Below are 12,484 nucleotides of genomic sequence, written 5' to 3'. Positions count from 1 at the left end.
AGCGGACGGGAAAGGCCGCTCCCGCGGATGCGGGAGCGGCCTTTCCTTGTCGGCAGGCGGTCTTCAGTTCCGGCCTGCGGCCCGGTCCGCCGGGCAGACGGTCACGCGGCGAGGATGGCCAGTACTTCCTGGAGCTTCTTCGAGGGACGCATTGCGGCGGCCACCTTGGCGACATCGGGGTGGTAGTAGCCGGAGATGTCCACGTGTGAACCCTGCACGGCCAGGAGTTCGGCGACGATCGTCTCCTCATTGGACGCCAGCGCTTCGGCCACCACGGAGAAGGCCTGCGCCAGTTCGCTGTCCTCGGTCTGCTGCGCAAGTTCCTGCGCCCAGTACCGCGCCAGGTAGAAGTGGCTGCCGCGGTTGTCAATCTCGCCCACGCGGCGGCTCGGCGACTTGTTCTCGAGCAGGAACGTGCCGGTGGCCTTGTCCAGGGTGTCGGCGAGGATCTGCGCGCGCGCATTTCCGGTCGTCGTCGCGAGGTGCTCGAAACTCACGGCCAGTGCGAGGAATTCGCCGAGGCTGTCCCAGCGGAGATGGTTCTCCTTCAGGAACTGCTGGACGTGCTTCGGCGCCGATCCGCCGGCGCCGGTTTCGAAGAGTCCCCCGCCGTTCATGAGGGGAACCACCGAGAGCATCTTGGCGCTGGTTCCCAGTTCGAGGATGGGAAACAGGTCGGTGAGGTAGTCGCGCAGGACGTTGCCGGACACCGAGATGGTGTCCTCTCCCCTGCGGATCCGCTCCAGGGTAAAGGCGGTGGCCTTCTCCGGCGTCATGATCTCGATCTGCAGGCCCTCGGTGTCGTGCTCCCCGAGGTACTCCCGGACCTTGGCGATGAGGTTGGCGTCGTGGGCGCGGCTCTCATCAAGCCAGAACACTGCGGGCATTCCCGACGCACGGGCGCGCGTCACGGCGAGCTTGACCCAGTCGCGGACGGGCGCATCCTTGGTCTGGCAGGCCCGCCAGATGTCGCCCGGCTGGACCTCGTGTTCGAGAAGGACGGTTCCCGCGCCGTCGAGGACCTGCACGGTGCCGGCCCCGGTGATCTCGAAGGTCTTGTCGTGGCTGCCGTATTCCTCGGCGGCCTGCGCCATCAGTCCAACGTTCGGAACGGTGCCCATGGTGGTGGGGTCGAAGGCACCGTTGGCCCGGCAGTCATCGAGGACCGCCGTGTAGATGCCGGCGTAGCTGCTGTCGGGGATGACCGCGAGGGTGTCGGCCTCCGATCCGTCGGGCCCCCACATGTGTCCGGAGCTGCGGATCATCGCCGGCATCGACGCGTCAACGATCACGTCGCTGGGGACGTGGAGATTGGTGATGCCCTTGTCGGAATCGACCATGGCAAGCTTCGGGCCATCTGCCATCCCCTTCTCGATGGCCGCCTTTACGCCGTCGCGCACCTCGTCGGGCAGCGCGTCGAGGCCGCTGAGGATCGATGCGAGCCCGTTGCTCGGGCTGAGGCCGGCAGCGGCCAGCTGGTCACCGTAGCTGGCGAAGAGTTCGGGCAGGAATGCCTTCACCACGTGCCCGAAGATGATCGGGTCCGAGACCTTCATCATGGTGGCCTTCAGGTGGACGGAGAACAGCAGGTCCTCCTGCTTCGCGAGCGCCACCTGCGCCTTGAGGAACTCGTCGAGAGCGGCCGCGCGCATCACTGTGCCGTCCACTACTTCACCGGCGAGTACAGGGACGGAGTCCTTCAGGACGGTGGTCCCGCCGTCGGCGTTGACGAACTGGATGCGGAGGGTGTCCTCGGCCTCGATGACGATGGACTTCTCATTCGACCGGAAATCGTCGGCGTCCATGGAGGCCACGCGGGTCTTGGACTCCGGCGTCCAGGCGCCCATGCTGTGTGGGTTCTGGCGGGCGAAGTTCTTCACCGAGGCGGGGGCCCGCCGGTCCGAGTTGCCTTCGCGCAGGACGGGGTTGACGGCGCTGCCCTTAACCTTGTCGTAGCGTGCGCGGGCTTCCTTCTCCTCCTCGGTGGAGGGGGCGTCCGGGTAATCCGGAAGTGCATAGCCCTGGCCCTGCAGCTCTGCGATCGCGGCCTTCAGCTGCGGGATCGAGGCGCTGATGTTGGGAAGCTTGATGATGTTCGCCTCGGGGGTCTTCGCGAGGGCCCCGAGTTCGGCCAGCGCGTCGGGCACCTGCTGATCTTCGGTGAGGCGGTCACCGAAGAGGGCGAGGATGCGGCCCGAGAGCGAGATGTCGCGGGTTTCGACGTCCACTCCGGCCGTCGAGGCGAACGCCTCGATGATCGGCAGGAACGAGTAGGTCGCCAGCATTGGCGCTTCATCGGTATGGGTGTAAATGATCTTGGCCATTGGGCGTCTCCCTGGGAGTTCTCGGATGCTGTGGATTCTGGGTGTCCCTCGGTTCCAACCTACCCGAGGGGCTCACCGGAGCTAGTGGAAAAAGTGCCTTGCCCCTGTGAAGTACAGCGGGACACCGGCGGCCGCTGCGGCGTCGATGACTTCGGAGTCGCGCACCGATCCGCCGGGTGAGACGACGGCGCGGACCCCGGCGTCGAGCAGGATCTGCAGGCCGTCGGCGAACGGGAAGAACGCATCCGAGGCGGCAACCGAGCCGCGGGCCCGTTCGACGCCGTCGCCGGCGAGCGTGTTGGCCCGCTCAACGGCGAGCCGGCAGGAGTCGAGGCGGTTGACCTGGCCCATGCCGACCCCAACCGAGGCGCCGTCGGAGGCAAGCAGGATGGCGTTCGACTTCGCCGCCCGGCAGGCGCGCCAGGCGAAGGCGAGGTCGGCCAGCGTGCCCTCGTCGGCGGCCTCACCGGCGGCGAGGGTCCAGTTCGCGGGGTCGTCGCCGTCGGCCTGGAGGGTGTCGGCCGCCTGGACAAGGACTCCCCCGGAGACCTGGCGCATCTCGGACGGGTCGCGGCGGTAGTCCTCGGGCAGGACGAGGAGGCGGATGTTTTTCTTCTGCGAAAGGATCTCAACGGCCTCCGGTTCGAAGGACGGGGCGATGACCACCTCGGTGAAGATGTCCTTGACCGCCTCGGCCATGCGGGCGCTCACCTCGCGGTTTGCGGCGATCACTCCGCCGAACGCGGAAACCGGGTCGCAGGCGTGCGCCTTGGCGTGGGCGTCGGCGATGGGGTCCTCCGCACCGGCCGAGCCGACCGCAACACCGCAGGGGTTGGCGTGCTTGATGATCGCGACGGCCGGCTCCGCGAAGTCGAAGGCGGCGCGCAGGGCGGCATCGGCGTCAACGAAGTTGTTGTAGCTCATTGCCTTGCCGTGGAGCTGGGTGGCCTGCGCGATGCCCGGGGCTGCAGCCTTGTCAACGTAGAGGGCTGCCTGCTGGTGGGGGTTTTCGCCGTAGCGCAGCACCTCGGAGCGCTCGAGGGCCTGTCCGGCGTAAGCGGGCCAGGCGTCGCCGTCATCGGTGCCGTCACCGAACTGGGCCGCGGTCCAGGCGGCGACGGCGGCGTCGTAGGCGGCGGTGGAGGCGAAGGCGGCGGCAGCGAGGCGGCGCCGTGCGTTGAGCTCGAACCCGCCGGCCGCCGCTGCGGCAACGACGTCGGCGTACCGGGCCGGGTCGACGACGACGGCGACCGATGGGTGGTTCTTCGCTGCCGAGCGGACCATGGCGGGGCCGCCGATGTCGATCTGCTCGACGACGTCATCGGGGGCGGCGCCGGAGCGGACCGTCTCCACGAAGGGGTAGAGGTTCACGACAACGAGGTCGAAGGCTTCGACGTCGAGTTCTGCGAGCTGGGCGACGTGCTCGTCGCGGCGCCGGTCGGCAAGGATTCCTGCGTGGATCTTCGGGTGGAGCGTCTTGACCCGCCCGTCGAGGCACTCGGGGAACCCGGTGACCTCGGAGACCTCGGTCACGGGCACTCCGGCGGCAGCGATCCGGCCCGCCGTCGAGCCGGTCGATACAAGCGCCACCCCCGCCTCGTGGAGGCCGCGGGCCAGGTCCTCAAGACCGGTCTTGTCGTACACCGAAATCAGTGCACGGCGGATTGGAACACGGTCAAGATGGGTGGGGCTCACGCAGATCTCCGTACTGTGGCTGTGCGGGGGACGCTCCAATTCTATAGGCGCCCCGGGCAGGCCTCCGCCCCGCCGGCATTCCTACTCCCTCCCCCATCGAGGACGCAGAACGGACGGGCGAAACGCCTTCGGACGGGGAATTACTGCACCCTCGATGGAACGGCGGAGGGGGAAGCGGCATCGGCCGCGGCGAGCGCGTTCCGGATCTTCGCCATTGACGCCGGAACGTTGGCCGGGGGCAGGTGGATCTTGGTGAACCTCAGGACCGTCCACCCGATCGCGCGGAGCCGATCGTCGCGTTCAATGTCCCGGTTCCACTGCCCCGGCTGAAGCAGGTGGTGTTCGCCCTCGTACTCAAGGGCGATTCTCTGCAGCCGGTACTGCAGGTCGGGTCGGGACAGGGGCCGGCCCGAGGCATCGAGGATCCACCGGTTGACCTCCGGTTCCGGAAGCCCCGCCTCGAGGATGAGCAGCCGGAGCCGTGACTCCGGCGCGGAATCGACGCCGGCGCGCAGCAGCTCAAGCGCCTTCCGCGCCCGGCGGATCCCTCGGGTTCCCGGGCACCGCTCAATGACCTCGGCGATATCCGCAGCTGTGCACAGCGGGTCCGGCCATCCAATCTCCCCGGGGCGCTGCGGTGCATCCTCCCGGCGGAGCAGGCAGTCCCCCGCCGCCACGAGGTCGGCCAGGGGAAGCATCTCCGCACAGTCGGTCCACGTCCAGGCCGGTGAAGTGACGAAGGCGCCGCGGATCTCCTCAACGTCGCGCGCGGTCAGCGGCGCCCGGTGCCCCTTCACACCCCTACGCCGGGGAGCCGTGAGCTCTATCGGGCGGCTGAGGTGGACCGGATCCGCCGGGTCCACCCACGACGGAAGGAACAGGCCCCAGAGCGCGGCGGCGGTGAGGTGGCTGCAGACCGTCCTTGGGGCGAGGGAGGTGAGTGCTGACACCCTGTCGAGCAGGGGTGCCTCCCGGTTCCGGAAGGTCCTGACGCTCCGGTGCGGCACCACAAGTCGGTGCGCCGAAGCCGGCGGTAGTCAACGCCCGCGCGCCGGGCGTCGTCGAGGGTGAAGCACAGCCGTCCGGCCGGGAACTGCGAAGGAAAATCCATCCGCCCATCGTCGGCCCTCCGGCTGGCCCGGCCGCGATATCCACAGCTAACTTCGCAACGGCTCCTGCCGGCCCATCCAGGATGCAGAATCGACAGCATTTGCGGCTCCGGGGCCGTGATTTGTGCATTCTTGATTTGTGCATTGTGAAGGGTGGAGCACTGTCCCGTTTCTGCGCCGCCGCGGCCCGACGGTACAGTTTCCCAAGCACCAGGCTCGATCGGGAAGGCACAGTGAGCACCTCAATTTCATTACCCACCGGGGACCAGGTGGTCCAGGAGCTCCCGTGGCGGTGGCGCGTGCAGGGGAAGATCTTCCTGATCGGCGGCCTCGGGTTCATGTTCGACGCCTGGGACGTGACTCTCAACGGCTACCTCATCCCCCTCCTTTCGGACCACTGGGGACTCACCCCCGGCGAGGCCGCCTGGGTGAGCACCTCGAACCTCATCGGCATGGCCGTCGGGGCATTCGCATGGGGTTCCATCGCGGACCTGATCGGCCGGAGGACCGCCTTCACGGCCACGCTGCTCATCTTCTCGATCTTCACGGTGCTCGGGGCGTTCTCCCCCGATCTGGTCTGGTTCTGCCTCTTCCGTTTCCTTGCCGGATTCGGCCTTGGCGGGTGCATCCCCGTGGACTATGCGCTCGTCGGTGAATTCACTCCACGAAGGCAGCGCGGGCGCGTCCTCACCGCGATGGATGCCTGGTGGCCCATCGGGGCGTTCCTCTGCGGCGTCGTCACAACCCTGCTGATCGCCGCGTTCGGCGACTGGCGCTACACGATGCTCGTCATGGTCCTTCCGGCGCTGCTTGTGTTCTGGGTGAGGCGTTCGGTTCCCGAGTCCCCCCTCTACCTCGTGCAGCGCGGACGCCGTGCCGAGGCCGAGGCGGTCATCAACTCACTTGTCGAGCGCACGGGCGGGACCGTCCGCGCCTGGCGCCTTCCGGAGCCGGCGGAAACCCCGAAGCTCTCCCTCGGCAACATTTCCGGGCAGCTGACCGGGCTTTGGCGGTTCAACTGGCGCATCACCCTCACCGCGTGGAGCCTGTTCCTGAGCATCCTGCTGGTGTACTACGGCGCGCTGACCTGGATGCCGAGCATCCTGAAGGCCGCCGGGTACGAGGAGTCGGTGGCGTTCCTGACCACCGCGGGTATGACGGGCATCGGCCTGTTCGGCGTGATCGCCGCCGCGCTGCTCGTGGAGCGGATCGGCCGCAAATGGATCCTGGCCATCACTGGGCCGCTCTCCGCCGCCGTCCTCGTGGTCTTCGCGCTCACCGTGGGGCTCCCGGCGGTGGCAACCTTCTGGCTGCTCGCGTTCGGATTCCTGATTCAGGTCGCAATCCCCGTGCTCTACACGTACGTGTCGGAGCTGTACCCGACGGAGCTGCGCGGCACCGGATTCGGCTGGGCCTCGACGGTCTCCCGGGTTGGCGCGGGGCTGGTGCCCCTGATCTTCGGTTCGCTGCTGTGGCCCCTGCTCGGCCTGCCGTTGACCTTCGCCCTGACGGGGGTCCTGGTCCTCGCGGCGGTGCTCTGGATGGCGAAGAACGCCCCGGAGACCCGCGGGGCCAAGCTCAGTTAGGTTCCCGCCGGCGCGCGGCCGTTAGAAGAAGCAGCTACGGCCGGGGCAGCTCGGCGTCGGGGGTTTCTCGCAGCGAAACCACCTTCCAGGCGCTCCCGGAGTACTTCACGACGGCGGTGTAGACCGTGCCGTCGGCGGTGAACGGGCGGTGCTCGAGCACTTCGCCGTCCTTGCCGAACGCCGTGTAGGCATCGGGGTTGACCGGGATGACCGCAGTCAGTTCGGTCTCCGGGGCAACGTCCGTCCCGTCGGTGGCGAGCACGATGTCCTTCACCTTGGGCTGTCCGCCGAGGATCCATCCACCGTCGGCGTAGGTCTTTGCGACCTCCGCGGCGAATGCCTCCTCCTCGGACGCACCATCGACGTTCTCGAGCAGCGCCTTCGTGTCACCGGTCTGCAGCGCGTAGGCCTTCAGATCGAAGTAGTGGAACAGGTAGGCCCGTGCGCCCTCGGCCGAGGCCTCGCCGGCGAGGTCGTTCGTTTCCGGCTGGGTGATGTTCACCGCGGGCGCCGTTGAGCTTGCCGGTGCCGGCGAGGTGTCCTCCGGGGCTTCGGCGGCTGCCCCGCAGGCGCTGAGTGCGAAAACGGCGAAGGCAGCAACGGCTGTCATCCGGGTGAGGCTCACTGTGATTTCCCTACAAGAACGAGTAACTGGGGCGGCGGCCGGCCCGTCGTGCGGGCCCGGGCGCCGGGCATCCATCCTGCCGCTGCCAGCCTAGCGGTGGCTTGGGGCAACAACTGTCCGGGCGGGCCCGAATGTGATGCACATCGCGCGAAGGCCGCTTCTAGAGCCACTTCCGGCGCTTGAACGCCCAGTACAGTCCGGCGCCCATGGCGACCATGAGCGCCAGCGCGAACGGGTAGCCGAACGCCCAGTGGAGTTCGGGGATCGAGTCGAAGTTCATTCCATAGATCGAGGCCACGAGGGTCGGAGCGAAGAGGATCGCGGCCCACGAGGAGATCCGTTTGACCTCCTCGTTCTGCGACAGGGAGGTCTCCGTGAGGTTCCGCATCTCCTCGTTCTGCCGCTGGCCCACGAGCGCGGCGTGAACGGTGAGCGCGTTCTGCAGCAGCGCCCGGAACGTGTTGACGCGTTCCACCGTCCGGATGACGTGGTCGAGCACGTCGCGCAGCCTCGAGCCGAGCTCCGCCTCGCTGTCGAACAGGTCGGAGCTGCGCAGCAGGGACTCGACCATGCCCTGCAGCGGCTGGGTTGCCCGCTGGAACTCGATGACTTCGCGGTGAAGTTCGTAGATCCGCCGCGACACGTCGGGGTCGCCGCCGAACAGCTCGTTCTCGATTTCGTCGATGTCGTTCTCGAGCCCGTTGACCACCGGCTCGTACTCATCCACAACTTCGTCGAGGATGGCATAGAGCACGGCGAGGGGGCCGATCGAGAGAAGGTCGGGGCTCGCCTCCATCCGCTGGCGCACCGCACCGAGGTCCGGTGATTCGGCATGGCGGACGGTCACGACGAAGTCGGGACCGACGAACACGTGCAGTTCCCCGAACTCGACCTTCTCCTCGTCGTCGAGGTAACGGGCCGGCCGGAGCACCACGAAGAGCGTTTCCCCGTACCGCTCGAGCTTTGCGCGCTGGTGGCCGTTTGTCGCATCCTCGACAGCGAGGTCGTGGAGGCCGAACTCCGCAGCGACACGGCGGAGTTCCGAGGAATCCGGGCGGTACAGTCCGATCCAACCCATGCCCGAGGTCTCCCGCATGACTTCGAAGGCCGTATCGAGGTTCTCTGGGTCGATCCGGCGCCGGCCGTCGACATAGACGGCGTTCGCTACGAGGGCCATCTAGGACAGCCCTGCGCTCAGCGACGCGAGGGTTTCGATGAGCAGGCGGCGCTCTTCGACCTTGATCCGCTCGTGGAGGGTCTCCTCGGTGTCATCCGGCAGGACCGCAACCGGGGCCTGGGCGAGGATGGGGCCGGTGTCGACACCGGCGTCGGCGATCATCACGGTGCACCCGGTGACCTTCACGCCGTACGCGAGCGCGTCGCGGACACCGTGTGCGCCGGGAAAACTGGGAAGGAGCGCCGGATGGGTGTTCAGGTACCGGTTGGGGAACCGGTCGAGGAACGACTGGTCGACGATGCGCATGAATCCCGACGACACGACGTAGTCGGGGGCGTAGGACGCCACCGCCGCGCCAAGGGCGGTGTTCCAGTCGGCCCGGTCGGGGTAGTCCTTGAAGTCCACAACGAACGTGCTGATGCCTGCCGCCGCGGCGCGTTCGACGCCGAGGGTTCCGGGACGGTCGGCGCCCACGGCGGCGATTTCGGTGTCGAGGCCGCCCGAAGCGACGGCGTCGATGACCGCCTGCAGGTTCGACCCGCTTCCCGAGACCAGGATGACTATGCGCATGGCACAACCTTAGGCGGCGCCGCCACGGACGGTTAAACCGGCAGCGGCTAGGGTTGGAGCATGAACGACGCCGAGCGGCCCGCACCACCCGCCCCCTCCGACCGCCGGCCGCCGCTTGGAGGCCCAGGCCCGGCCGCGCCGCCGCCGGGGCCCGCGAACGCGCAGGGCACCCCGGCGGACGGTGACGTGGCGAAATTCAGGACCCTGCTGCGGTGGTTCCTCGGAGCACTCTTTGCGGCGTTCGTGACGAGCACGCTCCTGCTGCCGTGGAAGGTGCTGGGCCTTGCCTGCGCCATCACCGCCCTGGTGCTGGGGATCATCGCCCTCACCGCGGCCGTCCGGCGCCGGCTGCCGCCGCTTGTCCGCCTGACCCTCGTGGTCGGGCTCGCCGCGGCGGCCTTCCTAACGATCGGAACAGCCGCGGCGGTGGCCCTGTGGCCGTTGACCGAACGGTACGAGGACTGCCGTGCGACGGCGCTGACGCTCCAGGCGCAGCAGGAGTGCGAAGAGGAGCTGCGCAACCTCGACGGGCTCTTGCCCTCGAACTAGCGGCGCGGTTCGCGCTCCAGCAGCGGAGCGGCGGCGTAGCCGATGATGGCACCGACAGCCACCTCGGCCCCCAGCCACAGCGCCACGGCCAACGGATTAGGGCCGAGGTCAGTCAGCCGGCCGATCCCGAGGGAGGCCCGGGACAGGAGTGCGAGCGCCGCTGCCCCGATGCCGGCGGTCAGGCCGACGAAAATGCCAAGGCTGAGCGTCGAGACGATGGCCGTGAGCCAGCGCGCTTCGATCTTGATGCTGAGCCACTCATCGAAATGGTTCTCCCCTTCGCGGAAAAACCACCAGCCGGCGAGCACCCCCGCGACGACGGGCAGGGCGAGCGCGGCGATGCCGTACTCGAGCGTGCCCGCCGGCACCGCCCCGAACACCGGGACGGCGGGAAGCGGTCCGGCGGTGCTCCCGAGCGGGGTGAGGGAGCTGCCCGCACCGAGGGCGAATCCCGCCCCGGAGGCCCAGGCGAAGGTCCACAGCGCAAGGTTCGGCAGCAGGCCCAGTTGGACGACGCTGAGGACCGCAGTCCCGGCGATTCCGGCGTCGAGCCGTTCGTAGACCGCGGCGATCTCCGTCCAGTGCAGGGCGATGCTCACGGCGAGCAGCACCGAGGCAAGGCCGGCCGCGGCGGTAAGGGCAAGGAACGCGGAACGGAGCACCGACCACACGTAGGACCCGGCCCACCGGGAGTGCTGGCTTGTCCGCGCGATCCAGGCTGCGCCGTCGACGCCGATGAGGCGGCTCCAGGCGCCGGCCTCGCGGTACGCGCCGGTGACGATTCCCAAACCCGCCGAGACCGGCGGGATCAGGGCACCGGCGGTCAGGGGCACCGACACCTCGGCGTTGCTCGACAGGTGCGCAACGGCCAGGCCGACGACGGCGTAGATGCCGAGCGCCCCGGCCAGGGCCTGCCACAGCTGGTCGGTGTAGGACGCGCGGGCCAGCCGGCGCCCGGCCCGCCACGCGAGCAGGAAGGGAAGGAGGGTCAGGGCCAACGGGATGACGTGGAGTATTCCCGGCGGCTGCCCGGGAAGAGCCAGCACCAGCGGAACCCCGTGGGCCACGAGCCAGACCTGGCCGGCCAGCTGGGCCGCCGAGACGGCGTCCCGGGCGGCGAAACCTCCGGTCAGCCACACGGCGGCCACAGGAATGAGGACAAGCGCCGCGGAGATGGCGGCCGCCTGTCCCAGTTCGAAGACACCCTGAAGCCACAAGGGCATGGGGAGGGCGCTGGGTTTCCCTGTTGGAAGTTTCATCCCTTCAATGGTGCCACCGGCGGCGGCCCCGGTTGTTCAGCGACTCGGCCCGCGGGCCCGCCGAAGCACCCGTCGGGCCTCAGCCGAGAAGGTCGATGAGCCCGCGGACGGTGGCGAGGCCGGCGCCGATGAAGGCGATGACGACGACGGCGAACCGCGCGTGGTCATCGCGCACGAACCGCCCGAGCTTCTCCCCCATGAAAATGCCGCCAACGATGGCGGCGCAGATCGCCGCCCACATCCACCCCTCGAGCGCCGGAGCCTGGCCCGGATCGAGCAGCAGCTTCGTGGCAAGGGTAATGAGCCCGATGATGACGAAGAACGGCTGGAGTGTCGCAGCGAAAGGCCGCTGCGGCCAGCGGGAGAGTACGGCGTAGGCGCTCACCGCGGGCCCGCCGACGCCGGCCATGGAGTTGGTCAGCCCGGAGGTGAAGCCCGCGACGGCCTTGGGGGTGTTGCCGCGCAGCACGACGTTGGAGCGCTGCAGGACGAGGGAAGCGGTGAGCGCGGTCAGCACGATGGCCCCCACAGTGACGGACAGCGGGGCCGAGGGCACGGCGACGGCGATGAACGAGCCCGGGATGGAGCCGAAGATCGATGGGACAACGAGCCAGCGGAACATGCTCCAGTCGATGTCCCGCCAGACGCGTCCGATGATGAGGAAGGAGGAGACCACTCCGCAGATATTGACGAGGAGGATGCCTTCGTGGGGCCCCAGAATCAGGACGAGGAACGGCGCGATCAGCAGGGCGAAGCCAAGCCCGGCGATGCGCTGCGCAGTGGCTCCGACGAAGATCGAGGAGAGCACGATTGCGAAGATCCCGGCGGTCACTCGAATCACAGTACGCGCAGGCAACGGCCGGCGTCGCCCCGGGACGCACCGGAGCACGGCGGCGTAGCATGTTTTTCATGACACTGCTCACCACCGCCCTGGCCACCGCAGACTGGCGGAAGTCGGTTTTTGACCTGTACCAGGACGTGCGCGAGCGCGCGGCAACGGAGTCGCCCGAGGCAGCCCACGGCCTGTGGCGCGAGGGGCGCGACCGCCTGTTCCGCGACCATCCGGCCTCTCCCCTTGACGAGGCCGCGAAACGGCGTTTCACGGGACTCCCTGTCGCCCCCTACGAGCCCTCCTACCGTTTCGAGGCGGCGGTGAACGACGACGGCGCGGGCGAGATCCGGGACGTCGCCACGGGCACTGACGGCGTTGTGCCCTTCGAGCGGCTCGGCACGGTTGTGCTGCCGGGCGTCGGGAAGCTTGCGCTGTGGCGCCTCACGTCCTACGCCGGCGGCATCTTCCTCCCCCTGCGCGACGCGACGGCGGGGCGCCCGGGCGGGACCTACGGCGCGGGCCGGTACCTGCTCGACACGGTGAAGGGCGCCCATCTCGGCGAGGGCCGCCAGCCGGGAAGCCTGGTCCTCGACCTCAACTTCAGCTACAACCCGTCGTGCGCCTATGACGAAGCGTGGGCGTGCCCCCTTCCCGGACCCGACAACCGGCTTGAGACCGAGGTGCCCGTCGGCGAGATGTACACCGAGTACTAGAGCCGGGTCACAGCCCGGCGGGTACAGGCGGGCCGACACCGGGCG

At 68.7% G+C, this 12,484-nt stretch carries 11 protein-coding genes; 3 read left to right on the top strand and 8 right to left on the bottom strand.

The window, feature by feature from the left end:
- Window positions 1–101: 101 nt before the first annotated feature.
- The 3 genes from AC4D14_RS10745 to AC4D14_RS10735 all read right to left on the bottom strand — a co-directional run bounded on the left by AC4D14_RS10745 (window position 102) and on the right by AC4D14_RS10735 (window position 4,969).
- A complete protein-coding gene (locus tag AC4D14_RS10745) occupies window positions 102–2,324 on the bottom strand; it encodes an NADP-dependent isocitrate dehydrogenase (protein WP_490902149.1) in 2,223 nt (740 codons plus the stop codon).
- Window positions 2,325–2,405: 81 nt separating this feature from the next.
- Window positions 2,406–4,019, bottom strand: a complete 1,614-nt coding sequence (gene purH / locus AC4D14_RS10740) for a bifunctional phosphoribosylaminoimidazolecarboxamide formyltransferase/IMP cyclohydrolase (protein ID WP_490902147.1) — start codon at window positions 4,017–4,019, stop codon at window positions 2,406–2,408.
- 140 nt (window positions 4,020–4,159) lie between these two features.
- Window positions 4,160–4,969: a hypothetical protein gene (locus AC4D14_RS10735; protein WP_490902145.1), complete on the bottom strand. Its 810-nt coding sequence runs from the start codon at window positions 4,967–4,969 to the stop codon at window positions 4,160–4,162.
- Between the two features lie 392 nt (window positions 4,970–5,361).
- Here AC4D14_RS10735 and AC4D14_RS10730 point away from each other — a divergent pair, with 392 nt between their 5' ends.
- Window positions 5,362–6,714 (top strand): MFS transporter, encoded by a 1,353-nt coding sequence (locus AC4D14_RS10730; RefSeq protein ID WP_490902144.1) that lies wholly within the window; start codon window positions 5,362–5,364, stop codon window positions 6,712–6,714.
- 34 nt (window positions 6,715–6,748) lie between these two features.
- On the opposite strand, the gene AC4D14_RS10725 is transcribed toward AC4D14_RS10730, so the two are convergent.
- The 3 genes from AC4D14_RS10725 to purN all read right to left on the bottom strand — a co-directional run bounded on the left by AC4D14_RS10725 (window position 6,749) and on the right by purN (window position 9,086).
- Window positions 6,749–7,339 (bottom strand): DUF6318 family protein, encoded by a 591-nt coding sequence (locus AC4D14_RS10725; RefSeq protein ID WP_490902142.1) that lies wholly within the window; start codon window positions 7,337–7,339, stop codon window positions 6,749–6,751.
- A 160-nt stretch (window positions 7,340–7,499) separates the two neighbouring features.
- Window positions 7,500–8,516 carry a magnesium and cobalt transport protein CorA gene (locus AC4D14_RS10720; RefSeq protein ID WP_490902140.1) on the bottom strand — a complete coding sequence of 339 codons (1,017 nt, stop codon included), beginning with the start codon at window positions 8,514–8,516 and terminating at the stop codon, window positions 7,500–7,502.
- The gene (purN, locus tag AC4D14_RS10715; RefSeq protein ID WP_490902138.1) at window positions 8,517–9,086 is read right to left on the bottom strand and encodes a phosphoribosylglycinamide formyltransferase; all 570 of its coding nucleotides are present in this window, start codon (window positions 9,084–9,086) and stop codon (window positions 8,517–8,519) included.
- A 60-nt stretch (window positions 9,087–9,146) separates the two neighbouring features.
- Between purN and AC4D14_RS10710 the strand changes: the two genes are divergently transcribed.
- Entirely contained in the window at window positions 9,147–9,635 is a 489-nt protein-coding gene (locus tag AC4D14_RS10710) for a hypothetical protein (RefSeq protein ID WP_490902137.1), read from the top strand.
- On the opposite strand, the gene AC4D14_RS10705 is transcribed toward AC4D14_RS10710, so the two are convergent.
- Both AC4D14_RS10705 and AC4D14_RS10700 read right to left on the bottom strand, forming a co-directional pair.
- The gene (locus AC4D14_RS10705; RefSeq protein WP_490902135.1) at window positions 9,632–10,894 is read right to left on the bottom strand and encodes a cell division protein PerM; all 1,263 of its coding nucleotides are present in this window, start codon (window positions 10,892–10,894) and stop codon (window positions 9,632–9,634) included. The two genes, AC4D14_RS10710 and AC4D14_RS10705, sit on opposite strands and share 4 nt — an antisense overlap.
- A gap of 79 nt (window positions 10,895–10,973) precedes the next feature.
- Window positions 10,974–11,726: a sulfite exporter TauE/SafE family protein gene (locus AC4D14_RS10700; protein ID WP_490902133.1), complete on the bottom strand. Its 753-nt coding sequence runs from the start codon at window positions 11,724–11,726 to the stop codon at window positions 10,974–10,976.
- A gap of 77 nt (window positions 11,727–11,803) precedes the next feature.
- Between AC4D14_RS10700 and AC4D14_RS10695 the strand changes: the two genes are divergently transcribed.
- Window positions 11,804–12,439, top strand: a complete 636-nt coding sequence (locus tag AC4D14_RS10695) for a DUF1684 domain-containing protein (protein WP_490902131.1) — start codon at window positions 11,804–11,806, stop codon at window positions 12,437–12,439.
- Window positions 12,440–12,484: the final 45 nt, after the last annotated feature.

The organism is Arthrobacter sp. TJ-254, assembly GCF_058269175.1.
Note: the sequence above shows the minus strand (reverse complement) of the source record. Positions and strands in the feature narration are given on the sequence as shown.

Bases quoted from the DNA above. Each gene is read 5' to 3' on its own strand.
- purN (WP_490902138.1), bottom strand. From the start codon at position 9,086: ATGCGCATAGTCATCCTGGTCTCGGGAAGCGGGTCGAACCTGCAGGCG.
- AC4D14_RS10705 (WP_490902135.1), bottom strand. From the start codon at position 10,894: ATGAAACTTCCAACAGGGAAACCCAGCGCCCTCCCCATGCCCTTGTGG.
- AC4D14_RS10710 (WP_490902137.1), top strand. From the start codon at position 9,147: ATGAACGACGCCGAGCGGCCCGCACCACCCGCCCCCTCCGACCGCCGG.
- AC4D14_RS10695 (WP_490902131.1), top strand. From the start codon at position 11,804: ATGACACTGCTCACCACCGCCCTGGCCACCGCAGACTGGCGGAAGTCG.
- AC4D14_RS10720 (WP_490902140.1), bottom strand. From the start codon at position 8,516: ATGGCCCTCGTAGCGAACGCCGTCTATGTCGACGGCCGGCGCCGGATC.
- AC4D14_RS10745 (WP_490902149.1), bottom strand. From the start codon at position 2,324: ATGGCCAAGATCATTTACACCCATACCGATGAAGCGCCAATGCTGGCG.